This window comes from Pseudomonas nabeulensis (assembly GCF_004682045.1).
GTDB classification, from domain to species: Bacteria; Pseudomonadota; Gammaproteobacteria; order Pseudomonadales; family Pseudomonadaceae; genus Aquipseudomonas; species Aquipseudomonas nabeulensis.
Genome location: NZ_QUZT01000087.1, coordinates 1 through 23,130 on the forward strand (window position 1 = coordinate 1; position 23,130 = coordinate 23,130).

The 23,130-nt window shown below is 56.7% G+C and carries 18 protein-coding genes and 2 pseudogenes; 15 read left to right on the forward strand and 5 right to left on the reverse strand.

Annotation, left to right across the window (positions count from 1 at the left end):
- Together DYL61_RS28400 and DYL61_RS28405 are read left to right on the forward strand one after the other, a co-directional pair.
- Positions 1-411 (forward strand): low affinity iron permease family protein (locus DYL61_RS28400; RefSeq protein WP_135311123.1); only part of this gene is annotated, 411 nt, incomplete at its 5' end.
- 105 nt (positions 412-516) lie between these two features.
- Positions 517-1,623: a Gfo/Idh/MocA family protein gene (locus DYL61_RS28405; protein WP_135311124.1), complete on the forward strand. Its 1,107-nt coding sequence runs from the start codon at positions 517-519 to the stop codon at positions 1,621-1,623.
- 81 nt (positions 1,624-1,704) lie between these two features.
- Here the strand turns inward: DYL61_RS28405 and DYL61_RS28410 are convergent, their stop codons facing one another.
- Complete coding sequence (locus DYL61_RS28410; RefSeq protein WP_135311125.1) at positions 1,705-2,337, reverse strand: LysE family translocator; 633 nt, start codon at positions 2,335-2,337, stop codon at positions 1,705-1,707.
- Positions 2,338-2,568: 231 nt separating this feature from the next.
- Between DYL61_RS28410 and xth the strand changes: the two genes are divergently transcribed.
- The 5 genes and pseudogenes from xth to DYL61_RS28440 all read left to right on the forward strand — a co-directional run bounded on the left by xth (position 2,569) and on the right by DYL61_RS28440 (position 8,571).
- A complete protein-coding gene (gene xth, locus DYL61_RS28415) occupies positions 2,569-3,381 on the forward strand; it encodes an exodeoxyribonuclease III (RefSeq protein ID WP_135311126.1) in 813 nt (270 codons plus the stop codon).
- A 24-nt stretch (positions 3,382-3,405) separates the two neighbouring features.
- Positions 3,406-3,810: pseudogene (locus DYL61_RS28420) on the forward strand (DNA polymerase ligase N-terminal domain-containing protein); the annotation flags it as partial.
- Between the two features lie 472 nt (positions 3,811-4,282).
- Positions 4,283-4,507, forward strand: a complete 225-nt coding sequence (locus DYL61_RS28425) for a hypothetical protein (protein ID WP_054069327.1) — start codon at positions 4,283-4,285, stop codon at positions 4,505-4,507.
- A 1,910-nt stretch (positions 4,508-6,417) separates the two neighbouring features.
- Complete coding sequence (locus DYL61_RS28435) at positions 6,418-6,927, forward strand: DUF4142 domain-containing protein (RefSeq protein ID WP_027616371.1); 510 nt, start codon at positions 6,418-6,420, stop codon at positions 6,925-6,927.
- A 1,230-nt stretch (positions 6,928-8,157) separates the two neighbouring features.
- Positions 8,158-8,571, forward strand: coding sequence for a CBS domain-containing protein (locus DYL61_RS28440; protein WP_027616370.1), 414 nt, complete (start codon positions 8,158-8,160; stop codon positions 8,569-8,571).
- A gap of 424 nt (positions 8,572-8,995) precedes the next feature.
- Here DYL61_RS28440 and DYL61_RS28445 read toward each other — a convergent pair whose 3' ends face one another.
- Together DYL61_RS28445 and DYL61_RS28450 are read right to left on the reverse strand one after the other, a co-directional pair.
- On the reverse strand, positions 8,996-9,358 hold the full coding sequence (locus tag DYL61_RS28445; RefSeq protein ID WP_319003944.1) for a DUF1652 domain-containing protein: 363 nt from the start codon (positions 9,356-9,358) through the stop codon (positions 8,996-8,998).
- Positions 9,359-9,698: 340 nt separating this feature from the next.
- Positions 9,699-10,091, reverse strand: coding sequence for a hypothetical protein (locus DYL61_RS28450; RefSeq protein ID WP_238704618.1), 393 nt, complete (start codon positions 10,089-10,091; stop codon positions 9,699-9,701).
- 782 nt (positions 10,092-10,873) lie between these two features.
- Between DYL61_RS28450 and DYL61_RS28460 the strand changes: the two are divergent.
- From DYL61_RS28460 to DYL61_RS28470, 3 genes and pseudogenes are all read left to right on the forward strand, one after another.
- Positions 10,874-11,159 (forward strand): annotated as a pseudogene (locus DYL61_RS28460) (DUF6124 family protein).
- Positions 11,160-11,250: 91 nt separating this feature from the next.
- Positions 11,251-11,541 (forward strand): type II toxin-antitoxin system ParD family antitoxin, encoded by a 291-nt coding sequence (locus tag DYL61_RS28465; RefSeq protein WP_027616368.1) that lies wholly within the window; start codon positions 11,251-11,253, stop codon positions 11,539-11,541.
- Positions 11,542-11,543: 2 nt separating this feature from the next.
- Positions 11,544-11,900: a type II toxin-antitoxin system RelE/ParE family toxin gene (locus tag DYL61_RS28470; protein ID WP_027616367.1), complete on the forward strand. Its 357-nt coding sequence runs from the start codon at positions 11,544-11,546 to the stop codon at positions 11,898-11,900.
- A 658-nt stretch (positions 11,901-12,558) separates the two neighbouring features.
- Here DYL61_RS28470 and DYL61_RS28480 read toward each other — a convergent pair.
- Together DYL61_RS28480 and DYL61_RS28485 are read right to left on the reverse strand one after the other, a co-directional pair.
- Positions 12,559-14,724 (reverse strand): methyl-accepting chemotaxis protein, encoded by a 2,166-nt coding sequence (locus tag DYL61_RS28480; protein ID WP_135311128.1) that lies wholly within the window; start codon positions 14,722-14,724, stop codon positions 12,559-12,561.
- A gap of 205 nt (positions 14,725-14,929) precedes the next feature.
- Positions 14,930-15,124 (reverse strand): hypothetical protein, encoded by a 195-nt coding sequence (locus DYL61_RS28485; RefSeq protein WP_135311129.1) that lies wholly within the window; start codon positions 15,122-15,124, stop codon positions 14,930-14,932.
- 366 nt (positions 15,125-15,490) lie between these two features.
- On the opposite strand from DYL61_RS28485, the gene DYL61_RS28490 reads away from it, so the two are divergent.
- The 5 genes from DYL61_RS28490 (at position 15,491) to DYL61_RS28510 (ending at position 23,053) form a co-directional block, all read left to right on the forward strand.
- On the forward strand, positions 15,491-17,911 hold the full coding sequence (locus tag DYL61_RS28490; RefSeq protein WP_135311130.1) for a TonB-dependent receptor plug domain-containing protein: 2,421 nt from the start codon (positions 15,491-15,493) through the stop codon (positions 17,909-17,911).
- 62 nt (positions 17,912-17,973) lie between these two features.
- Entirely contained in the window at positions 17,974-19,584 is a 1,611-nt protein-coding gene (locus DYL61_RS28495) for an ABC transporter substrate-binding protein (protein WP_167498009.1), read from the forward strand.
- Positions 19,581-20,531 (forward strand): ABC transporter permease, encoded by a 951-nt coding sequence (locus tag DYL61_RS28500; RefSeq protein ID WP_135311132.1) that lies wholly within the window; start codon positions 19,581-19,583, stop codon positions 20,529-20,531. Before DYL61_RS28495 ends, DYL61_RS28500 begins: the two co-directional genes overlap by 4 nt.
- A 3-nt stretch (positions 20,532-20,534) precedes the next feature.
- On the forward strand, positions 20,535-21,434 hold the full coding sequence (locus tag DYL61_RS28505) for an ABC transporter permease (protein WP_105697295.1): 900 nt from the start codon (positions 20,535-20,537) through the stop codon (positions 21,432-21,434).
- A complete protein-coding gene (locus tag DYL61_RS28510) occupies positions 21,431-23,053 on the forward strand; it encodes a dipeptide ABC transporter ATP-binding protein (protein WP_135311133.1) in 1,623 nt (540 codons plus the stop codon). Before DYL61_RS28505 ends, DYL61_RS28510 begins: the two co-directional genes overlap by 4 nt.
- Positions 23,054-23,130 lie beyond the last annotated feature (77 nt).

Genomic DNA, 23,130 nt, shown 5'->3' on the forward strand with positions numbered 1-23,130 from the left:
TTCTGCCAAGCACTTTCCAACTGGGCAGGCAGCTCAAAAACCTTTCTTTTGGCTATCGTTTTGATAGGCGTCTGGGGGATCACAGGGCCGTACTTCCATTACAACGACACGTGGCAACTCATCATCAACACGTCGACGACCATCATCACGTTCCTGATGGTATTTCTTATCCAAAATACGCAAAATCGCGACAATGACATTTTGCATCTCAAAATTGACGAGCTGATTCGAGCCACCAAGGAGGCACAAAACGCGAGTCTCTGCTTAGAAAGCATGAGTTCAAAAGAGCTCAGAAAGCTTCGTGACCAGTACAGTTCTCTAGGTAAAAGTGATCAGGGCAATTTCGAGCCGTCCGATACCGATGCCCCACATGAGCTTGAGGTTCGCCCTCATTCTGAACTGAGCGGATGAGATTCTTGCCCGCTTTCGCCTCTATCTAAATGGAACTCTTTGGTGATCGACATGGACGACATCTAGCAGGCGACACGTTGATTGCCTAAGCACAAGGAGGCTCACATGCCCGATTTGAACGGCAAAATTCGTTACGCAGTGGTCGGGGGCGGATCGATATCCCAAGGCGCCTTTATGCCAGGGGTTGGACAGACCGAGAATTCCATCCTGACAGCCCTGGTAACGGGCGATCCAATCAAGGCAGACAAGCTAGCCAAACGCTACGCCCTGAAAAGCTACAGCTACACGCAATACGGCGAATTGTTGGCGTCCGGTGAGATCGATGCCGTCTATGTCGCAACGCCCAACTTCATGCACCGCGAATTTGTAGTGCCCGCCCTGGAAGCAGGCATACATGTGCTGTTGGAAAAGCCCATGGCCTCCAATGAGGATGATTGCAAGGCAATGCAGGCAGCGGCGCATCGCTCGAATGCAAAGTTCATGATTGCTTACCGCCTGCATTCTGAGCCAGGCACCCTCGAAATGATCGAGCGCGTGCATGCCGGAGACTTCGGACAACCCCGCCTGTTCACGTCGACATTCACACAGACGGTCAAACCAACCAACCATCGGATGCAGAACGGCTTTGCAGCAGGCCCTGTACTCGATATGGGGCCGTACCCGCTGAATATGGTGCGACAGCTCTTGGGTGAGGAGCCCATCGAGGTCAGCGCGGTGGGCACGACCGCACCCGACAGCACACTGGGAACCCCCGATACGGTAAGCGTGTGCCTTAGGTTTTCTGGAGATCGCATGGCACAGTTCACCATCAGCTACACCCTTCCAAGCAGCGAGCGTTTCCAGCTCATTGGCACCAAGGGCGAAATCGAAGCCTCTCCCTGTTTCGGTTACGGCGAGGGTGTGGGTATTACCTACCGCGCTACTGTCGGTGACCAGACTAAAGAGCACTCGCATCCTGTTCTCGATCAGTTTGCAGGCGAGACGGCGTACTTCTCAGATTGCATTTTGAGCGACTCAATGCCAGAACCAGGCGGGGAAGAAGGCTTCAGGGACGTTCGAGTGCTGCTCGCCGTAGAACGAGCGTTGGCGACTGGCCAACCTCAAAAACTGGATGCACTACCCGCAAAGGCGGTGCCAGGCGCAAACCAAACACGCCGGTACGCGCTCCCTAAAGTTCCCGATTACATAGCTACAGAGTCGCCGACCGAATAAGGGCATGCCCTCTTCTGCCGGTGAGGCAAAAGAGGGTGCCCAAACGAATAGCCGCTCAGGCGAGCTGTTGGAAGACCAGCGCTAAGTGCGTCTGGCGGTTGCTAATATCACCGCCGCTCCCAACAGGGTGACACCCGTTATGTGATTGCAGATCGCGAGCTGCCTGGCCGTAGCGTGAAGGGATCGGACAATGCTGCCCGCCAGCGCCCAACCGGTGGCAGCCATGAGTTCAACGGATATGTAGATAGCACTGAGAATAAGCAGTTGGTTGGTTATCGAGACACTTGAATCAGCCACGACAAACTGAGGGACGAACGCTGTGAAGAGAAGGATGGCCTTCGGTTTCATCATCGCCGTGATGAACTCACGACGCCCCAAGCTATAGGTTCCGGCGAGGCCGACGGTACTTGGCTCCTTACTTTCGGATCTTTCGCCACCCATCATCATTTTCATACCGAGAAAGGCGAGGTAAAGAACCCCTGCCCACTTGATGATCTGGAAAGCAGTTTCGGATGCTTCGAGTACCGCCCCTAACCCGCTAATGACTATTCCGACGAGGAGCACGAACGCTAAACACCGACCTACCAAGGCGAGGATTGCGGGCCTCAACCCTTCCCTGCTCCCATTGGCGAATGCCAATAGTTTGTTCGCCCCAGGCGACGAGGCAACGATCAAGGCAGAGGGGAGAAACAATAGGAGCTGGTTCAGGGTCATGACTATGCCTCCGGCTAGCATTTGCGATACTTCCCATCAATTGTTCACAGCTACATTTCTTGAACGTTCAATCACCCCGCCAGTTCCAAAAGAAAGAGATCAAAAATCTACTGAGCTGCAGCGATGTTTTGTACAACCGCGTCCTACTGCAGTGCTTTCAGAATGAATTTAGCACTCATCCCCCTTAACTAATCGGATGAGACGACTCAGGTACATAGAAGGATAGAGGTAATGCAAAACCTCAAGATCGCCACATTTAACGTCAACGGCATAGGCGCGCGCCTGCCCAACCTTCTGCATTGGCTTGAAAAAGAGCGCCCGGACATCGTATGCCTTCAGGAGTTGAAGGCACAGGACAAAGCTTTTCCCGCAGGCGATCTAGAGGCGGCCGGCTACGGCTCACTGCACCATGGCCAAGCCGCCTGGAACGGAGTGGCCATTCTTGCGCGCGATTCCGAACCGCTCCTGATTCATAAAGGCCTGCCTGGTACTGAAGACGACACGCAGTCTCGATACCTGGAAGCAGCTGTCCATGGTGTGATCGTCGGGTGCCTGTATCTTCCAAATGGAAATCCGCAACCCGGGCCTAAATTTGATTACAAGCTCAAGTGGTTTGAGCATCTGATAGCGCATGCCGAAACACTACAAGCCAGCGAACACCCGGTTGTCCTCGCGGGTGACTACAACGTTGTGCCCACCGACTTTGATATTTACAACACCCGCTCGTGGCTCAAGGATGCACTCCTTCAGCCTGAGAGCCGCGAGTGCTTTCAAAGGTTGTTGAGCCAAGGTTGGATTGACTCGGTGAGGCACCTGTATCCGGAAGAGCGTGTGTACACGTTCTGGGACTATTTCCGTCAGCACTGGCAGAAGAACTCTGGCTTGCGCATCGACCATCTTCTGCTGAACCCGGTGCTTGCTCCCCACTTGAAAGACGCCGGCGTGGACGCATGGGTTCGGGGCGAAGAGCACGCCAGTGATCACGCCCCGACATGGATTGAGATCTCACCCCGACAAACCAAGTCAAAAAGGAAGTCAAAGTGAAACGCAAGCGACGCGCAAGCAGCAATACACACCACTAACACCCTTGATCAGTACAATCGTAAGCGTGATTTCGACGCGACCTCAGAGCCATCGGGCGCCGCAATAAAGCCTAAGGCAGCAAAGAATAAAACCGTTGAACCGGTTGCGCTGCAGTTTTGCATCCAGAAGCACGACGCAACACGGCTGCACTACGACTTTCGCCTAGAGCTCGACGGTACCCTCAAAAGCTGGGCGGTACCCAAGGGGCCGTCGCTCGATCCAAAATCCAAACGCCTGGCCGTGCATGTCGAAGACCACCCTCTCGACTACGCAACCTTTGAAGGCACGATACCGGAAGGGCAGTACGGTGCTGGCGACGTCATTGTGTGGGACCGCGGTATCTGGAAACCCATATCGGATCCACCTGAGACTTACGCTAAAGGTCGATTAGATGTGTCGCCACGTTACAGCAAATAACAAATTTAAATAACCGTATCTAGATGGCGCGGGCCAGTAAATCAAGTCGTAGACGGTGAAGCAAAACCATTTGCAGAGAGCATAGATGGTGGTACGAAGACCGAGGCGATGGTGTGCAAACCGTTCATCAAGTCAAAGGAACAACCTTCCTCTAAGGTCGTCACTCTTTTGAGGCACAGCTTGGCAGCTAGCTCGAAAATCACGTACACACGGTGAATGCATGTCTGAAAAAAAACACAATCGTTCTGTTCAGCCCTTGGACGTCCCTCCGGATGAACAGCTACATACCGTAGACGAAGGCATCGGCTTGACGGACGACCAGCGGGTAAGTCGAGAAGATTCCGATAGTCAGATCGGAGCGCGCGTTACGCCTGGGCCCGCAGATCAATAACGTCAAACAATGCGGCGATAGTTCGCTTATTAATGACTTCAAAAGGAAGCTCCCATGTTTGATAAACCACGATTCATCATCAGCTTCATTCTCGGCAATCAGCCACAAAGCCGGACGCTGGAGCATGACAGCGAAACCCTTGCGCCCGTTGAAGCAGAAGCGCTGGTCAAACAAACCTTTCCTGAACTGAAGGGCGCCTCCATGACTGATGTACAGGTTCAAAAAAGAATCAAACCTGACGAAAGCGACAATGTTCCAGGGCATTATCAACAGCCCTGAATTTCGTGCGGAGAGGACGTTGAGAATGAACCCGGTCAGAGCGAAGTGGTTTTTACATAGATTTCAGTCTTTGGGTCAGTGGTACAAGCTGTGACCCTGAATGCCTTTCTGGAGGATGCCTCCAATAGTGCGTACTCCAGATCCGAAAGCGCGAAAGTGGCTTTGGATAAGAGCCAGATGGCAGATATACAGAATAAAAGACTTCGCATCGGACGATCGGCAACAACGCGCAGCTACAGGATAAGCTCAAGGCGCTTGGTGACAGAATGCGCATGGACTTACACACAGAGCTCTCTCTACTAGGCGAAGCAAAGCAGATGCGTCTTAAATCGCAGGACGGTTCCTTTGATCGCAATTATGTCGATGGTGAGGCAGGGTCTCTTGAACAGAAAGTGTTCTATTCCTGAAAGAGACGCTGTCCCCGAAAATCCAGAGCTGAAGAAAATTCGCCGCAGACGAGTTACCGGAGGTGCTCAGGCAAGAGCAAACGGCTAGGAGCCTTCAGGAAAAACTTAAGCCCTCGGCAGGCAAATTTTCTCCGCCTCATGATCCCCCCTTGAAGGTCTAGTCTCTTACCGGTTACTAGATTCAGTCAAAGACCTTCGTTTTGCAAAGAACAATCCTGTCAAGGAGCTGAGCGAAATTTCAGCTTGCGAGGCGAAAGTCAAAAAGACGCGACTGCGCAATCTTCCACGGGTACGTGCGTGCGACACGATCGCGCCCGAAATGACGTTAAGTACCTTGGCCTAGACCCTCCACTGCCAGCCTATAGTTTGCAGTAGCCTTCTCAATCATCCGTCTACGATCTTCACGGGTGATAAACCCTTCCTCGCAATACTCCTCTGCAAGGCGCAGTAATTCGTCATACTGTTCAGGAGCGCTCATTCGAACCTCAGGGTGCTCAAGGAGCTCGTACCAGGTCGTCAACGCTTGTGCTTTTCTGTCTTCATACATAATGAACATCTCCACAATGTTAACAGTAGAGGCGAGAGCTATTAAACGGTTCAAGCACGGCGATGAACGGATATACCAGAAAGCTGTCACCCGCTCTACCCTAGGGGCAGTCTCCACCTACGAGTGTCACTGACCGAGTCGATGACTTTTTCCGCATATTCCGCTGTGGCTTTTTACCGCCGTCCTAAATCTGCGTGATTAAATGACTTTGTGTCGAACCTCCTCTATGTGCTTCTCTCGACTTAACTCCTGCGACCTTGGCTACACGTTCTGTGTCATCCCACATTTAGAGACGCGTCGGTGAACAACCAAAAAATCGCCGCGCGGCTAAGATGATTCTGTTGGCAGCCCAAGGCTGCACGCGGGTAAAGATCACTCGGTTGCCTAGATTTTCGATCCTTGTGATCACGTATGGTGTCGGCGTTTCCAAGATCCGCGGCTCGACGGTTTGCTCGATAAAGCAAGTCGGGACCGCAAGCCAAATTCGTACTTGACGCTGTGCACCATGTCCTTGAGCAGGTCACTCAACCACGCATCGGTGAGCCTCATTGGAGCTGCCGAAGCATGACCCAAGCGGCTCAGATCTCGGCCACCAGCATGCATAGAAGACGGGCTGTCAATGGTTTGAAACGCCTCTTATCCGTAACTTTTTCAAACTGGCCATCGAGTCGCCGTCGCTGTCCTGCACTACGGAAGAACTACACAAAAACGCTGGGTGGATAGTAGTGCATCCGTATGGGCGAGTAGGGAGCGCGACTTCGCTAGCCGGGCTTTGCGGGGTTGGGTGGATGACTTGGGCGGATACATACCTCAGATTTTTCATCATGACGCGAGCTGCGTTCCGCTAGCGATACCTTATTTGCCGCGTTCCGTAAGAAACGTTGAACGTAAACCGGAGCTGTCGCTCATAAGTTTATGGGCGCTACTGTCCATCAAACTATGAAGAGGAAATTAACATGGCAAACGTACTAAAAACTTGCGCACTTACCCTATTTGTCAGCGTAGCCACCCAAGGTGCATTCGCAGCTCAGGATGATGACTTTGTGGAAGAAGCTTCCGCCAAGGGGGTCGCTGAAGTCGAGGCTGGCAAGCTCGCCCAAGAAAAAGGCAGTGCCACCGATGTTAAGAGCTTTGCCGAGATGATGGTCCAAGATCACACGGCGGCCAATGCAAAGCTAAAATCCATAGCAGACGCGAAGAACTTAAAAGTGTCAGACAGCGCGGAGTTGATGGATAAGGCTAAGGCGGCAATCTTGGAACTGCGCAGTGCTAAATCTTTCGATCAAGCCTATGCCAACAATCAGGTTAAGGCGCATGAGGCCACGATTGCACTCTTCGAGAAAGAAGTCTCTGAGGGCAAGGACGCTGAAATTAAAGCGTTTGCCACTGAAACACTTCCTAAACTGAAGATTCATCTGGAGCATGCCAAGACGCTGTCCGAGGCTCACGGTGCCGATACGAATTAATAGAAGGGAAGCCTTCTAAACGCCTCCCTCGTTTAACACGAGGGCGAAATTCAGATGCCATAATAAAGGCAGAAATGTATAAGATAATTACGCCACATGAGTTATTGATACGTCTCTTGCCGAGCACTTATGCAGTGCACGTGGTGGCTGGCCTTACAGGAGCGATGTGTGTGGAAAGGAGACCGGGCAGATGTCAACGTGCACTGCCCGGTCACTTCTTACTTCTGCGTAAAATGCGTTGGATATCAGATCCCGGACCTACGCTAGTAGTCTACTGGCTGGACATTTTGAACCTGTGGGCCTGCATCTGACACGCCGCAGCAGACCAATCCGTAATCACCTTCGGCTGTGATGCCGTAACTCGTTGAGCATGCACTCAGCCTGAGTTAGCTTGATCCCGTATCCAAACAATCACCCCGGATTGGCGGGATGTCCACTCTCGCCAAACCCAGCAACTGCGCCGCAACTTGAAAGAGGCTGCGGCCTCACTCAACTTATGGGGCGCAGACTTGAAGCATTTTTCCGTAAAACTATCAAATAGTTCGCTAGAATATAAAACCCGCGAATTTCGAGCACGTCAAAGTTTCCTAGGTTCAGGATCAGCTTGCAGGTTATGTAGACAATTTCAAACGCCGACTAACAAAGCGAAAGCGGGCGCACCCGAGGAAGGTGCTTGAGTGTGCCCGCCTAGCTGCAGAGCTTTGCGCCATTAATGCCGGATCAATCCAATCTACATCCATCACGGCCGAAAAATAAAATGTGATGCTGCAAATACGTCGAGACTTGAACAGGCTCTACAACACAAATTGGCGTGCTTCTGCTGGGACGTATAGTCGAACTGTTGAGGTGATTTTTGCGTCAGATGCTCGATGCATCCGGATGGACGATGTATAAGTGCAAAGCTGAAACAACTTCCAGAGTATTAGCAAACTCGCTATGGATGGATCGACAGCTACGAAAAACCGGATATAAGAGCCGCTTTCTAGCGTGCCAGCGCGGCACGTTCGACCATTACGGATTTACAATCGCTAAGCTAACCTAGCGCCCGGCTTTTGTTTCTGAAGCAAATCAATCACACCAGCTATCCCAGCGGTGCTTGGACGACCGGTACCGCTTCGTTTTATCTGCGCCGACAGATGGCATGATCCAGTCTGAACCCCCGTCCGCCTCAAACAGTCGGAAGAGATTGGGAGAGCTTCCCATTTCACCGTCCCGAAAGAGGATTTCTCTATGAAAATTTCAGAGGTAATGACAACTGGCGTACGAACAGTTAAATCTACCGATACAATCAAGTACGCAGCACGACTGATGGAGAGTATCGATAGCGGCGCCATTTTGATCGAAGATCAAGATCGCCTAATTGGCATGGTTACTGACCGAGACATCGCCCTTAGAGGCGTCGCGAAGGATTTGGCTTCGGATACCCCTGTCAGTGAAATTATGAGCGGAGACATCCGGTATTGCTTCGAGGATGAAGAAGTTGACCATGTAGCTCAAAATATGGCCGACATTCAACTTCGTCGCTTACCTGTGCTCAGTCGTGAGAAGCGACTAGTGGGCGTGGTTTCCCTAGGTAATATTGCCAGCGCTAGATCTCAAAACGCATCCGCTACAGTTCTTGAAGGTGTGGCACAACCCCGATAACAATCATAGGTTGCAAAGCCCGGCCAGCGCCGGGCTTCTTGTCTCTACTAAGACAATCTGGATGAACGTATGACTGAACCATTGGATCACCCCAGGCATCTTCGATGTACAGCCTGCAGGCCTCAGCCATGCTTATTCAGGAACACTCGGCCCTTCTCAAGAACGAAATATCTCAGCTCTCGGTCGTTGCGCCGAGTCCTCCGTCTCCCTGGCTGACAATGCCGCTGATAGTTTGATAGGCCTGCGCGACCTCATAGAGTGGAAAATAATCACGGGAGACTTCGAACATGTCCAGGTGGTTGACCCCCTTGGATTTATTATGACTCTGCCGAAAGGGTCTTGCTCACATGGCGTGGCTGGCTGTTCTCGGATACCCACGACCCAGGCCCGCACATGCGGGCCCCTTTCTATCCCTCCGCCCAGGCTAACCGCGTCGATAAGACCGCACAGACGCGTCGCGCCGCAGTCTTGCCTCTTCCTTGATCTCAACTACAAACTTCGCTATCGCGCGACTGGAGGACAGGTCAACAGGATCGATTCCTGCAACCGTCAGTTCCTCTACTTGGGTAACTGGGTTGATCAGCTGGACCATAAGCCGGTTATCCGCGTCGATTGTGCAGACACACTGCGTGGGCAGAAATGCTGTCTCGATGATATGACGTAACTCGAGGAGAGAAATCATCGCTCGTTCCTCCGTACTGTTTGACGTTTTGGTGTTTGTCCGCCCCCCATACCTGTCTAATAAATTTAGCCAAACCATGAACGGACGTCGTTCAACCTTGTGCATTTTCCGATGTATGCCACATCGTTACTACGAATGCGCCAATGATGGCCGCATGCCACGAAGGGCAATGTTGCCATCTCAATTATGAAAGGACTTTTTGAAAAGAAGCCCATGAACAAAAGAAAGCTCAACTACAGGATGAGTGCTGGCCGGGTCCAAAGAAGTGATGCAAATGCTGGGTATCGCCGCTCATCCTTGATCGGATACGCCACCACGACTCGCAATGTCCCAAACCGATCAAGAACGGCCACGCAGGCCTATGGCTTCATAGCCAGCCAGTAGCGCCCAGAATCACAGCGCCTGGGTTGCTGGGAGAGCGCTACCTGGCACCGGCTAGGCTTCGTCAGGTTAGGTATGACTCTGTCCCTGCGTCCGCAGTACCGTGACTCGTCAATTGCACGGTCATCGGAGCATAAAGTTGCACGTTCTTGGCAAGCGCACCCAAACCGACACTGGTGGAGCTATCCAGCTTCGCCAGCCACCTGTTTTCAGGACATTTCTCCAATGCGACGGCCCACATCGGCTCAGGCGTGAACCCCATCTCGATGAGAGGCTCGGGACCGATTGCGCTCACAATCAAATTCTCGCATTCACCGATGGCAGGTGCACGCTCAAGGTCGTAGTAAAGATTGCAATGCCAACCGGTGATGTGCTGCTGCCAACGTGCGAAGCTCCCACCGCCCTTCTGACGATACTCATCGCCCTCCAGCACAGCCAAACCATCGATCGAGTGCATGGCCAGGTAGACAGGGCAACCAGTGTTCAAGGCCTTGAAGCGCTGCGACGTATGGAACCCGCCGACCGAAATAAGCGCGGCCAGTTTTTCCAGGCTGTAGAAATCATTCCACGCGACTGATCACATCATAGCCGCTAATACCGAGGACTTCGCCCCGTTTGCCCATGCCGTTGCTGATGCTTGCCTGCTGATGTTACCCAACGGGGTCAAAGACGCCTGAATCGGAGGCGGTGCTTCGGCCAGAAGCAGACGCTCGCAAGTATATTTTGGTGCCTGATCGTTCTACTTGGCGTTGCCTCAGGATATCGGTGGCTGAAGGGAGCTACCATGGGCCTCGTAACCGACTAGGGCAAATGAAACGCTCAGGCTTGCCTGGCTGGAAAGGCGCTGACCTGGCGCTATGCATACGTCCCCCCGACATCTCACGCCTGTAGGCGCGAGCTTGCTCGCGAAAACCCCAAACGATCACGCAACGCCTCAAGGCAAAATCCGATCCCCCCGCCGCACCTTGCTCCATTGCCTACGCCTTCCTCAGAATCAGCCGGCTTGTGCGCTGGGGTGGCCGTATCTAAGTTAGTTCGGTCGCTGAATTGTCCAGTAATCGGGTCTAGTAGCTCACCTTTAGACCTAACAAGTGACACGCTTCATCCATCAGACGCTCACGTCTGTTTTTAATCGTGACTATGCGTAGGGCGCCCTCGCACGCCCCGGGTTTGTTAGGTTCCACCGGTCTATAAACCTGCGTACAGCTACCGCCCCTATTGTTTAGTAACGATGGGAAAGTGGCCCAAGCAAGGAACTTAACCACGGCTAACGATTCAGCCACCCTCTTCATCGTCGCCCTCAACGCCAGCTACGACCCCCTCATCACCAACAGCTACGAAATCTTCACCAGCGTCAGCACACTCCTGCTCGACCTGTCCGAAGACCTCTACGGCAAACACCGTGACATCTTCCTGGCTATCCACCAACTGAGCGAACTGGGGCGTACTCTTCACCGCTAATCTCCTCGACTGCGAAGCGCCGGCCCTGGCAGATGATCAGCCCTCCAACTCGCCAGCCCGATAAATCGCAGTGTGATTAGGATGACGCCAACACATAAACTGGCATAATATGCCAACGATCGAAAAAACATGTTTGCTCAGAGTTGGAGCTGATGATGGCGACGCGAAACGTTGTGCTTACCTCACACCAGGAACAGGTTATCCAAGACCTTGTGCAGTCTGGCCGTTATCAGAATGCCAGCGAAGTGATGCGGGAAGGTTTGCGACTATTGGAACAGCGTGTCGCCGAAGACACCGCCAAAATTGAGGCCCTGCGTCTGGCGACCTCTATCGGCATCATGGACCTTGAGCAAGGGCGCTTTACTCAGTTGAACGAACGGGGTCTGGAGCACTACCTCGAGGGCCTGAGCCTGGAGGCCACCCTCCCCGCGCGCGAGAAACGCTGAACATGCCGCAGTATCGGATTTCCAACGCGGCGCGGGCCGACATTGTCGACATCCTCAGGCTCTCCCAAGCGCAGTTCGGCGATCAAGCACGCCAGCGCTACCAGGCGCTGATCCTCGCGGCGCTGCAAGCGATCGCCGACACGCCTTATCGCATTGGCAGCTATGAACGCGATGAGCTGGTACCGGGCCTTCGCAGCTATCACCTCATCTATTCACGCCAGCAGGCCAAACAGCCCCATGGGGCGGTCAAAAGCCCACGCCATGTCGTGTTTTATCGTGTAGCAAGCGCCGACGTGATCGAGGTCGTCCGACTCCTTCATGAGGCCATGGAAGGACAACTGCACTTGCCCAACGACTGATGACCGACCTAGCTCAAAGGCTTAGCTGGCAATGAACAGCAAAGGTAAGGCGCCCTCATCTATATGCAACATGAGCGCCCTCGCTGCCATCCGACTCCGTGGCCCGTTGAAGCGAGAGGTTCTGGGGCCGACCGGACTATTGAGCCCCATAATCAGAGGCACGATGCTCAGCGTTGCGTACCACATTGAATGCTGAACAACCCCCTCTTAAGCGTTTTCCGTGGCTAGGCGCTTGGCATTACGCTCCAGTTGTCGATGGACACGCGTATCGATCTCCCTGGCGACCAGCGCCATTGCAACATCTCGCAGAGCATGAGCATCTCACGATCCCGATTTCAGGACATGTACAGAAAGACAGCCCAGACAACTCCGATTGAGGATATCGACTCATCTAACGACCAAAAGTTTGCCAGATTCGGGTTGGTAATCCAGTATACGGAGGCGCACTGAATACCAGCCACGGCCAGCCAGATCCATGTCAGAAATCGCCATTCGCGATCGCTCGTACACCCTGTGCAATTGGGGGCATAACTGGGGGCACAATTCGATTTTTTCAATCTGAAACTACTGTTCTAGAGCCATGTCAAAATGTTTTTCGGGGACCCGGATAGCCTCTGAAAAAGGCCCTGAACCGCCCCAGCGAATGCAAGATAAAGACTCAAGCAACCGCCACTCGCTCAAGGCCACTGCTCACCTCGAATTGCCCCACTAGTTTTTGCAGTTTATTTGCATTGAGCCGCACGGTTTCAGCGCTGTTTTGCAGCACCACCACCGTCTGGCGCATTTCGGTGGAGGATTGGTCGACCTTCTTGATCGTCTTGCCGTAATCGAGGCTACGTTTGTTGAGTTGCTGAATAATCGCAAACATACTTTCCACGGCTTGATGCAGTTGTACGTTTTCCGAGGATGCATCTTCAGCAAGACGCAGGCTGTTATCCACGTCCTTGACGCCTTCCGCCATGAAGCTCACGGCTTTTTGCGTTTCGCTCTGCAAGCCCTCGATCATTTGCCTGATATCGTCCGCAGCCCGTGAGGTGCGTGAGGCGAGACTGCGTACCTCGTCGGCGACCACCGCAAAACCCCGTCCATGCTCACCCGCTCGTGCGGCCTCAATGGCCGCATTGAGTGCCAGCAGATTGGTCTGGTTGGTGATGTCGCTGATCACACCGGTGATGTTGCCGATCTGCGTCATCCTGGTGTCGAGCAGTTGCACGCTCGATGTCGAGCGTTCGACGACATTGCGAATGGACTGGGTTCCTTCTTGCACCACAAGAAATTGCTCGCGGGCACGGGTGACGACTTCATCCATCACCTGTTTCATGTTTTCCGCGCTGTCAGACGCCTGCTGAATCTCACCCAGTTGATCCTCGACGATAATCATCATGCGATGTACTGCGTCGGCGACTTCAATGGACGTCACACTCGCATCCTGGCTACGCCCGAGCATCATCTGATTGGTGGTGCCGACAGTGTGGCTGGCCTTCACCACTTGCCCGACCACGGAGTCCAGGTGATCAATGAAGCTGTTGATCCAACGTCCCATGTCACCTGTTTCATCGTTGGCCATTCGCGTGGCGTCCAGCCGCTGGCGAAGATTACCCTCGCCCTCGGCGATCGCCCTGATCACACTCGTCATCTCATTCAGCCTCGCCGCCAACCGCTTGGGGCCGAGCAGGCTGAACAGCACCGTGGCGCAGAGCATGCTCAACACTTCGATGGCATCGATCACTCCCTGGGCCAGACCACTGTAATGCTGAACCATGAAATTACAGGCAAAGAGTCCGGTCATGGTCGCCAGGTAAGGTTTCATCAGGCCATGACTGAGGGAGCGTCGCCGATAGACCTCTTCCAGATCGGCTTCGCACATCATGCCCCAGCGGTCGGGTGACCCAGGCAGTTGAAAGGTCACCCCTTTGCCGACCACAGGAACGTGTCGGTAGTCCGAATAACCGGGATAGGTCACGAACAGGTTGGAGCCCTTGCGGATGGTCTCGCGTACGCCAGGGTGCAACTGCTGCGTCGCCGGATCGGTAAAACGCAGCTCCAGTTCTGTATGTTGCTGGATCTGCACCGTTTTCCAGCGGGTATGCACACCACTTTTCAGATTTTCACCATGGGTGAATGTTCCGTCCTCAAAACGTGAGCGCGATAAGGCCGTGCCCTTATCGATGCCGGGATCAAACAGCGACTGCGCCATGAAAAGATAGTTATCGCCCGACTCGGCGAAAATGTGCCCGGCCTCACGTTGGATGAGATCGCCCAACACATCGTTAGGCACACGACCACACAGGCAACCCAGTACTTTGCCGTCGACGTGCAGGGGCTGGTAGAACATCAGCGTCACTTCGTCGTGGAAGCGGGAAGAAGACGGGCCGATTTGCAAGGTCAGCGGGTCGATATAGGGGCCATGGAGAAACGGCGCCTTCAATCCTTCTGCCAATGCGCGGGATTGCGCGGGCCGGGCAGTGTCGCGCTGATCCCAGGTAGAAACGAGGACGTTGCCGCTGACATCGACGACGAACAACTCCGAGAAGTCTTCTGCTTGTATCAGTTTGTCCTTCAATAACGAGCGCTCGAGCTGGGCAAAATCACGACCCAGGTGCTCTCCCAACTCCGTCAGATGCTCCCATTGCTCGCGGCTCCAGTTTTGCAACAGTTGCAAACGGGTTTCAGTGATCGCTTCGAAGGTTTGTTCAATGACCGGATAAGCAGACTGATTGAGCCAGCACGACCAGCCCATCGTGATTTTCCCCGTCTTGCCGAACCAAGGTAACCAGCGCTTTTCACCCGTGGACAATTGCATCGAATGACTTAATAGCGACATTCATTTCACCCACTGCGACATTAAGATGGCAATTTAATAGCAAGGTCCAGGCCAACCCGTAAGCACGCTAACAATCCTGCCAAGACAAGCCCCTCTGGTGCGTAACGGCGCCATCAGCGCTCACGAGAGTGTTGAAGGGAGAGATGACGTGCATCAACAGGGGGCGCCAGGCGCAGTGCGCCCCATTAACAAGCAGCCAGAATGATCAAGCCAACGATCCGCTTATCTTCTCCAGCAACGCCCACGGCGCCTCGCCGAACGTCTCGCGCCACTGCGAGTAATAACCCGCCTCCCGCAGCTTCTGACGGAACGCCTCGGGGGCAACGCTGCTCACGATCAATTTTTTGCTACTGAGCACTTCGATGACGTCCTGCTGCATCGTTCGCAGGTCGGCACGCATGTTCACCCCGGCCTCGTTGATGTGCTTCGTCACCAGCGCCTGTACGGGGGCTGGCAGTTTGGCGACCCCAAATCCAGATACCTAGGCCTGACTGGAGCATCGTGGTGCCTGGGTTCAGGGCGGCTTCGCCAGCCAGCGCGGGGGGAGCCCGCTCACTACAAGGGTCTTATTAAATAAAAATAGATGATTTAATACTTTCATAAAATAACAATTTCTAATAATTAGCTTATTCCAAAAAAGACTTTCCATCAGGTTTTTTATAGGAATATCTTCACTTCACAGGCTACCCCCAACGACTCAGACACCCGCTTTCGAATCTGTACCCACACCATGGGCCAGTGCCAGGCTTAATGGACTAATGCTCACATGCCCGACATTGCACTCCCCGCACCGCTGAAAAAGTTTCACCTGTCCCTGCTCACCAGTTCGCTGTTGCTGGCCACTGCGCCCGCCTTCGCCGAAGACGCCAAGCTCGACACCGTTACCGTGATCTCCACCGGCCTGCGTGGTCAGGAGCGCACCGTTGCTGACAGCCCGGCACCGATTGATGTGATCAACAGCGACCAACTGCTCAAGACTGGCCGAGCGGAACTGTCCGAGGCGATTGCCAAGCTGCTGCCGTCGTTCAACTTCGGCACCAATATCGCCGGCTACAACTCGGTCACTCGGCCATTGAGCAACCGCAGCCTGGGCCCGGCGTACACGCTGGTGTTGGTCAACGGCAAGCGCCGCCACAACGGTGCCACCGGCCAGCGCGGTTCCATCGATAACAGCGGTGCGAACGCGGTGGATATCGACCTGATTCCGGTCAGCGCCGTGGACCATATCGAAGTGCTCAAAGACAGCGCTGCCGCACAGTACGGCTCGGATGCCGTGGCCGGTGTGATCAATATCATCTTGAAGAACACCAAGAGCGGCGGTCACCTGGAAACCAGCTACGGCCAACTGTTTTCCGGCCAGGGCGAGACCATCAAGGTCGCCGGTGACCAAGGCTTTGAACTGGGCCAGGGCGGTTTCTTCCACCTCTCCGCCGACGCGCGCAAACGCGGCAGCGCTTCATGGAACGACAAGGCCGACAGCAGCGTCCGGGCGTTCAATGACCCGGCCAAGGAAGCCGCCTGGGACCGCGTTGCGATCAAGAACGGCGACCCGGATCTCAAGGCCTTCAACCTGGCCTACAACGCCGAATTGCCGCTGGAAGACCTGACGCTGTATTCGTTCTCCACTTATGGCGAACGCGACGCCGAAGCCGCCAACTACTTCCGCCTGCCCACCGGTACGGCCTCGGTTCCCGAAGTGTTCCCCGACGGTTACTTCCCGCTGAACAACATCAAGGACCGCGACTATCAATTGCTGTTCGGCGGCAAGGGCCAGGTGGCCGAGTGGAACTGGGATTTGAGCACTACCTACGGGCGCAACAATGTGCACCATTCCAGCGACCTGAATATCAACCCGTCGCTGGGCACGGCGTCACCGACCAAGTTCGACAACCTGGCGACCTTTCGATTTGAGCAATGGGTGAACAACCTCGACTTCACTCGCCGCTACGACAGCCTGTTCAACCTGACGTCGCCAGTGCAGGTATCGGCCGGCCTGGAACATCGCTGGGAGCATTTCAGCACCTTCGCCGGTGACCGCGAGGCGTATATCACCGGGACTTACCCAGCGGCTTCGGGCGCGCAGGCGGCGGTGACCATTCGACCGGAAGATGAGGTCAGCCTGATTCGCAACAACTACGCGGGCTATCTCGACTTGGGCTTTGACCTGACCGATCGCTGGTTCCTCGATTTCGCCGGGCGCATCGAACATTACGACGATGACTCGGGCAACACCTTCGGCCTGAAAGTGAACTCGCGTTATGAGCTGACCGACACCGTGGCCGTACGCGGCACCGTCGGCACGGGTTTCCGTGCGCCGTCCCTGACCCAGATCGGCTATACCGTGGCCGACAACCGCGTGGCGGTGGATGCCAATGGCAACGTGGTGCCCGCCGTGACCCGCCTGACGCCTTCCGGCAGCAACCTGGCCAAAGCCCTGGGTGGCGATGACCTCAAACCGGAGAAGTCGCGCAACCTTGGCCTGGGCCTCACCTGGCAACCGGCGCCGCGCACCAGCATCACCGCCGACGCCTACCTGATCGACATCGACGACCGCATCGCCCTGACCAGCAACATCTATGACCGTGGCAATGGCGCGATCAACGCGATCCTCACCGCCCAAGGCGTGCCCAGCGGCACCTGGGTCAACTATTACACCAACGCGTTCGACACCCGCACCAAAGGCCTGGATGTGGTGGCCGACCACACTACCCCGCTGGATGCCTTCGGCGAAGTGCGCTGGAGCCTGGGCTTCAACTGGAACAAGACCACCATCGAAGGCACCCGCGATACCCCGGCGGCGCTGGCCAACACCGGTGTGACCCTGGTGGGCCGTGATCGCGAAGGCGACCTCACCGATGCCACGCCGAAAACCAAATGGATCCTGGGGGCGAACTGGAAAGTGTCCGACCTGGCAGTGAACCTGCAAACCGCGCGCTACGGCTCGGTCAAGACGCTGGCAGTCAACCCCAGTGGCGACCGCAGCTTCGGCGCCAAATGGATCACCGACCTGGACATCAGCTACACCTTCGTCGACAGCCTGACCGTGAGCATCGGCGGCACCAACATCTTCGACGTGCGCCCCGACAAACACGCGGTGTACAGCAACCTGGGCCTGGCGGCCTACGGCAACCCGCCGTTCTATCCCGGTGGCGGCTACTGGTACACCAAGCTGGCCTACGACTTCTGATCCACACCCTGCACGCACCCGCATCGCCATACGAGGGCAACCCATTGAATACCTCCAACTTGATGAGCCGTCTGCTGGCCCCCTGCGCCCTGGCCTTGAGCCTGGCCGCGTGCTCGCCGGGTAACGACACCCAGGCGAACAAAACCCTGAATATCGCGTTCTTCGGCGACAACACCACCCTGGTCAGCGTCGACCCGTTCCAGGTGTATTGGCTGGAACACCGCGTGCTGTTGCGCAACGTCGCCGAGTCCCTCACCGACCAGGACCCGGACAGCGGCAAGATCATCCCGTGGCTGGCCAAAAGCTGGGACGTCAGCGACGACGCGCTGACCTATACCTTCCACCTGCGCGAGGACGTGACATTCAGCAACGGCGAGCGCTTCGACGCCAAGGCGGTGAAAACCGCCTTCGACAGCGACAAGGCCCTGGCCACTGAGCTGCCGGCGACCTTTGGCGCGACGTACCTGGCCGGCTATGACCACGCCGAAGTGGTCGACGACTTCACCGTCAAGCTGGTGCTGTCCAAACCCAATGCGGGTTTCCTGCAGGCCACGTCCACCACCAACCTGGCGATCCTGGCGCCCGCCTCCTATGCCTTGACGGTGAAGGAGCGCTCCCTGGGCAAGATCATCGGCACCGGGCCGTTCGTGCTGGAAAGCTACACCCCGGAAGTCGGCGCGCACCTGACCAAGCGCAAGGGTTACGCCTGGGCCTCGGCGAATATGAAAAACCAGGGCGAAGCACACCTGGATGCCGTGGACGTCACCTACATCCCCGAAGAGAGCGTGCGCAACGGCCTGTTCCTGCAAGGCAAGGCCGACATTCTGTGGCCGCGCAACCCGTTCTCGGAGGTGGACCTGAAACTGTTCCAGTCCAAGGGCGCGACCATCCAGAGCCGTTCGCTGCCGGGGCCGTCACTCAACCTGTTTCCCAACACCCGTGGCGAGCGCGCACTGGCTGACAAACAGGTGCGCCTGGCGGTGCAGAAATCCATCGACCGCAAAAGCTACGCCAGCACCGTGTACAACGCCGAGTTCCCGGTGGTGCAAGGGGTGTTCGATGTGACCACGCCCTACGCCAAGAGCCAGGCCGCCAAGCTCGCCTACGACCCGGCGGGCGCCGAGCAACTGTTGGATCTAGCCGGCTGGGCCAAGGGTGCCGACGGTTACCGGCAGAAAAACGGCAAGCGCCTGACCCTGAGTTACAACATCAGCCCCGCCGAAACCGCCGGTGACGTGCTGATCCAGGACCAACTGCGCAAGGTTGGCATCGACTTGAAACTCAGCGTCGTCACCCGCGCCGAATGGGTGGCCAACAACTCCGCCGGCAACTACGACCTGACCCTCAACTACATGACCCGCGCCGACCCGATCATCCTGCAAACCATCCTCGATCCGCGCAGCGCCAACAGTTCCACCGTCGCTACCAACACCTATGAACCTGCGGTCCTCGACCACGCCAAGGCGTTGTTCGATGCCGGCATCACCGCCACCCAAAGCTCGCAGCGCGCAGCGGCCTACGGCGACCTGCAAGACCTGCTGATCGATGAGAGCTCGGCGTTCCCGGTGTATGAGCGCGTGTGGCAGGCGGCGACATCGCCCAAGGTGAAGAACTTCCGCTGGACCGCCGAGGGCTTTGCGCTGCTGGGTGATATCGAGATCGGCACACCATGAGCCGCTACCTGATCGGCCGCGTCGGGCAAGCGCTGCTGGTGTTGTGGGGCGCCTATAGCATCACCTACTTCATCCTGTACTTGCTGCCGGGGGACACGTTGTCGCTGATGCTCAGTGCCTCAGGCATGGAAGCCGACTCGCTGTCGGTGGAAGACCTGGCCAAGGCACGGGCTTATTACGGTTTGGACAAGGGCGTGTTCGAGCAATATTTCAGCCTGCTGTGGGGCGCAGTGCGGGGCGACTTTGGCCAGTCGCTGTCGCAGAACCGACCCGTGGCTGAGCTGCTGCTGGAACGCCTGCCGCAAACCCTGTCCCTGGCCGGCCTGGCCATCGTGTTGTCGTTGCTCGGCGGCATTGGCCTGGCCTACCTGACCGCGTACATCCGCTGGCAGCCTTTCAAAAAAGCCCTGGCGCGCCTGCCCTCCCTGGGCTTTTCAGTGCCGGTGTTCTGGATGGGGCTGTTGTTGATCCAGGTGTTCGCGTTTGGCCTGGGCTGGTTTCCGGCCACCGGCAGCAAGGGCGTTGAAAGCCTGATTCTGCCGGCGGTGACCCTGGCCATTCCGAGTGCGGCGGTGTACGCCCAGGTGCTGCAACGCAGTTTCCAGGGGGTGTGGAAGGAGTCCTACATCATCACCGCCTATGCCAAGGGCCTCAGCCGGGGCCAGGTGCAGGCGCGGCACGGGTTCAAGAATGCCGCGCTGCCGATCCTCACGTTGATTGGCCTGCAAGTGGGCAATACGGTGTCCGGCGCGGTACTGGTGGAAACCATCTTCGCCCGCAACGGCGTTGGCCGGCTGGCCCAGGAAGCCGTGTTGCGTCAGGACATTCCGGTGGTGCTGGCCATTGTCGCGGTGTCGGCGGCGGCGTTTGTGCTGGTCAATCTGCTGGTGGACCTGCTCTATCCCTGGTTCGACCCACGCATCTCCCATACGCCAAAGGTGTCCTAGATCATGACCATCCTTGAGCAAAACCTGCCGGGTAAGGTGATCCCGGCCAGCCCGCCGCTATGGCGTCGTCGCAGCCGCCTGCAACGTGGCGCGGCGGTGGTGCTGCCGTTGTTGCGACGGCCCGGTTTCAGCCTGGCGCTGCTATTGGTGTTATTCGCCTTGATCGCGGCGGTGGCGCCACACCTGCTGACCAGCTTTGACCCGTATGCCACCTCGCCCATCGACAAGCTGCGCGCTCCGAACCTGACCCACTGGTTCGGCACCGACGAGCTGGGACGCGACCTGTTTACCCGCGTGGTCTACGGCTCCAGTCTGTCGATGCTGGCGGCCTCGCTGGCGGTGGGCATTGCCCTGTTGGGCGGGCTGGGACTGGGCATTGTGTCGGGCTTTGCCGGTGGGCGTATCGACTCGGTGATCATGCGCTTTGTCGATGTATTGCTGGCGCTGCCGGGTGTGCTGCTGGCCCTGGCGATTGTCACCGCAATTGGCTTCGGCACCGTGCCGGTGGCGATCGCGGTGGGTGTCGGCATCATTCCGGGATTTGCCCGCACCACCCGCGCGGAGGTGCTGCGGGTCAAGACCTTGCCCTATGTCGAGGCTGCCCGATTGGGCGGTGCGAGCTGGGGGCGTACGTTGCTGCTGCACATCCTGCCCAACGCCTGGGGCCCGGTGGCGGTATTGGCGACCCTGGATTTTGGCGCGGCCATTCTCGCCACCGCTGGGTTGAGCTTTCTCGGTTTTGGCGCGGTGCCCCCAGCTGCCGAATGGGGCACGTTGATTGCCAATGGCCGCCACTTTCTGATCACCGCCCCATGGGTGTCGCTGCTGCCCGGCCTGTTCCTGGTGGCGGTGGTATTCAGCCTCAACCACATTGCCCGCACCTTTGAGGAGACTCAGCGATGAGCGCTTTAGTCGATGTTCGCCAACTCAGTGTCAGCTATCGCTGCGGCGCGCAGGCCAATCACGCGGTTCGCGCGCTGTCGTTTGCCATTGCCCAGGGCGAGACCGTGGCGATTGTCGGCGAGTCCGGCTCGGGCAAATCCACCCTGGCCAATGCGATCCTCGGCCTGCTGCCGGAGACTGCGCAAATCAGCGCCGGCCAATTGTGGGTGGACGGCCACGACCTGACCCACGCCAGCGAACGCCAGAAGCGCGCCGTACGCGGCCGCACCGTTGGCCTGGTGCCGCAAGACCCAATGGTCAGCCTCAACCCTACCCTGCGCATCGGCCAGCAAATTGCCGAGGCGCTGATTTTGGCCAAGGGCAAACGCTACGCCGCTGTCGACGCGGATATTGTCGAGCTGCTGCAACAGGTGGGCATCGATAAGCCGGTGCTGCGCGCCCGCCAGTACCCCCATGAGCTCTCCGGCGGCATGCGCCAGCGCGTGCTGATCGCCATCGCCCTGGCGGGCAACCCCCGGCTGATCATCGCCGACGAACCCACCAGCGCCCTCGACGTGACGGTGCAGCGCAAGATCCTCGATCACTTGCAGCGCCTGGTCAGTGAACGTGGCATCTCGCTGCTGATCATCACCCATGACCTGGGCGTGGCCACCGATCGCGCCGACCGGATCCTGGTGATGCAACAAGGTCAGCTGGTGGAGCAAGGTCCCCCTCAGCAAATCCTCAATGCACCCCGCCATGACTACACCCGCGCACTGATTGCCGCCGCGCCGGCCTTCGCCAAGCGGCGTGAACCGTTGATTCGGATTGATCCAATGGAAGAGCCGATATTGAGTTTGAAAAACGTCGGCAAGACGTTTGCCCTGCCCAGGCTCAAGGGTGAAGAGCAACATTTCGTGGCCCTGGAAAACCTCAACCTTGAGGTCTACCCCGGCCAGACCCTGGCGATTGTCGGCGAGTCCGGCTCGGGCAAAAGCACCGCACTGCGTATCGCCCTCGGCCTGGAAAAACCCACCCACGGCCAGGTCTGGTTCGAACAGCAGGATGTCACCCACCTGAGCTGGCGCGACTTCCGTCCGCTGCGCCAGCGCCTGCAACTGGTGCAGCAGAACCCCTTCGCCGCCCTCGACCCGCGCTTTACCGTGTTCGACAGCATCGTTGAACCGCTGGTGTCGTTCGGCTTGCTCAAAGGCCCGGCGCTGGAGCACGCCGCACGGGAACTGATCAGCCGTGTGCATTTGCCGGTGAGTTTCCTGGACCGCTTGCCGCGCGAGTTGTCCGGCGGCCAATGCCAACGGGTGGCCATCGCCCGTGCGCTGGCACTGAAACCGGATCTGTTGTTGCTGGATGAACCGGTCAGTGCGCTGGATGTGTCGGTGCAGGCGCATATTCTTGAGCTGCTGGAAGAGTTGCAGCGGGAGATGGGTATTGCGTATGTGCTGGTGTCCCACGACCTGTCAGTGGTGGCCAACTTTGCCCATGAGGTGTTGGTGCTGCGCAATGGCAAAGTGGTGGAGCAAGGGACGGTGGAGCGAATCTTCAACCAACCGGCCAGTGACTACACGCGTGAATTGATTGCTGCCATTCCTGGGCAGCAAGCCACGGCAAGTGCTGCTTGAAAACAACTCGGTCCAAATGTGGGAGGGGGCTTGCCCTAATGCCAGTCAGTTAAGGAAACAGCAGATGAGCGGCTTTC

What these genes read in the sequence shown, in the direction of transcription:
- DYL61_RS28425 (WP_054069327.1), top strand. Translation starts at nt 4,283, where the DNA reads ATGTTTGATAAACCACGATTCATCATCAGCTTCATTCTCGGCAATCAG.
- DYL61_RS28445 (WP_319003944.1), bottom strand. Translation starts at nt 9,358, where the DNA reads ATGCACAAGGTTGAACGACGTCCGTTCATGGTTTGGCTAAATTTATTA.
- DYL61_RS28490 (WP_135311130.1), top strand. Translation starts at nt 15,491, where the DNA reads ATGCCCGACATTGCACTCCCCGCACCGCTGAAAAAGTTTCACCTGTCC.
- DYL61_RS28450 (WP_238704618.1), bottom strand. Translation starts at nt 10,091, where the DNA reads ATGCACTCGATCGATGGTTTGGCTGTGCTGGAGGGCGATGAGTATCGT.
- DYL61_RS28470 (WP_027616367.1), top strand. Translation starts at nt 11,544, where the DNA reads ATGCCGCAGTATCGGATTTCCAACGCGGCGCGGGCCGACATTGTCGAC.
- DYL61_RS28505 (WP_105697295.1), top strand. Translation starts at nt 20,535, where the DNA reads ATGACCATCCTTGAGCAAAACCTGCCGGGTAAGGTGATCCCGGCCAGC.
- DYL61_RS28410 (WP_135311125.1), bottom strand. Translation starts at nt 2,337, where the DNA reads ATGACCCTGAACCAGCTCCTATTGTTTCTCCCCTCTGCCTTGATCGTT.
- DYL61_RS28500 (WP_135311132.1), top strand. Translation starts at nt 19,581, where the DNA reads ATGAGCCGCTACCTGATCGGCCGCGTCGGGCAAGCGCTGCTGGTGTTG.
- DYL61_RS28440 (WP_027616370.1), top strand. Translation starts at nt 8,158, where the DNA reads ATGAAAATTTCAGAGGTAATGACAACTGGCGTACGAACAGTTAAATCT.
- DYL61_RS28485 (WP_135311129.1), bottom strand. Translation starts at nt 15,124, where the DNA reads ATGCGTGCCGACCTGCGAACGATGCAGCAGGACGTCATCGAAGTGCTC.
- DYL61_RS28480 (WP_135311128.1), bottom strand. Translation starts at nt 14,724, where the DNA reads ATGTCGCTATTAAGTCATTCGATGCAATTGTCCACGGGTGAAAAGCGC.
- DYL61_RS28495 (WP_167498009.1), top strand. Translation starts at nt 17,974, where the DNA reads ATGAGCCGTCTGCTGGCCCCCTGCGCCCTGGCCTTGAGCCTGGCCGCG.
- DYL61_RS28405 (WP_135311124.1), top strand. Translation starts at nt 517, where the DNA reads ATGCCCGATTTGAACGGCAAAATTCGTTACGCAGTGGTCGGGGGCGGA.
- DYL61_RS28435 (WP_027616371.1), top strand. Translation starts at nt 6,418, where the DNA reads ATGGCAAACGTACTAAAAACTTGCGCACTTACCCTATTTGTCAGCGTA.
- DYL61_RS28510 (WP_135311133.1), top strand. Translation starts at nt 21,431, where the DNA reads ATGAGCGCTTTAGTCGATGTTCGCCAACTCAGTGTCAGCTATCGCTGC.
- DYL61_RS28465 (WP_027616368.1), top strand. Translation starts at nt 11,251, where the DNA reads ATGGCGACGCGAAACGTTGTGCTTACCTCACACCAGGAACAGGTTATC.
- xth (WP_135311126.1), top strand. Translation starts at nt 2,569, where the DNA reads ATGCAAAACCTCAAGATCGCCACATTTAACGTCAACGGCATAGGCGCG.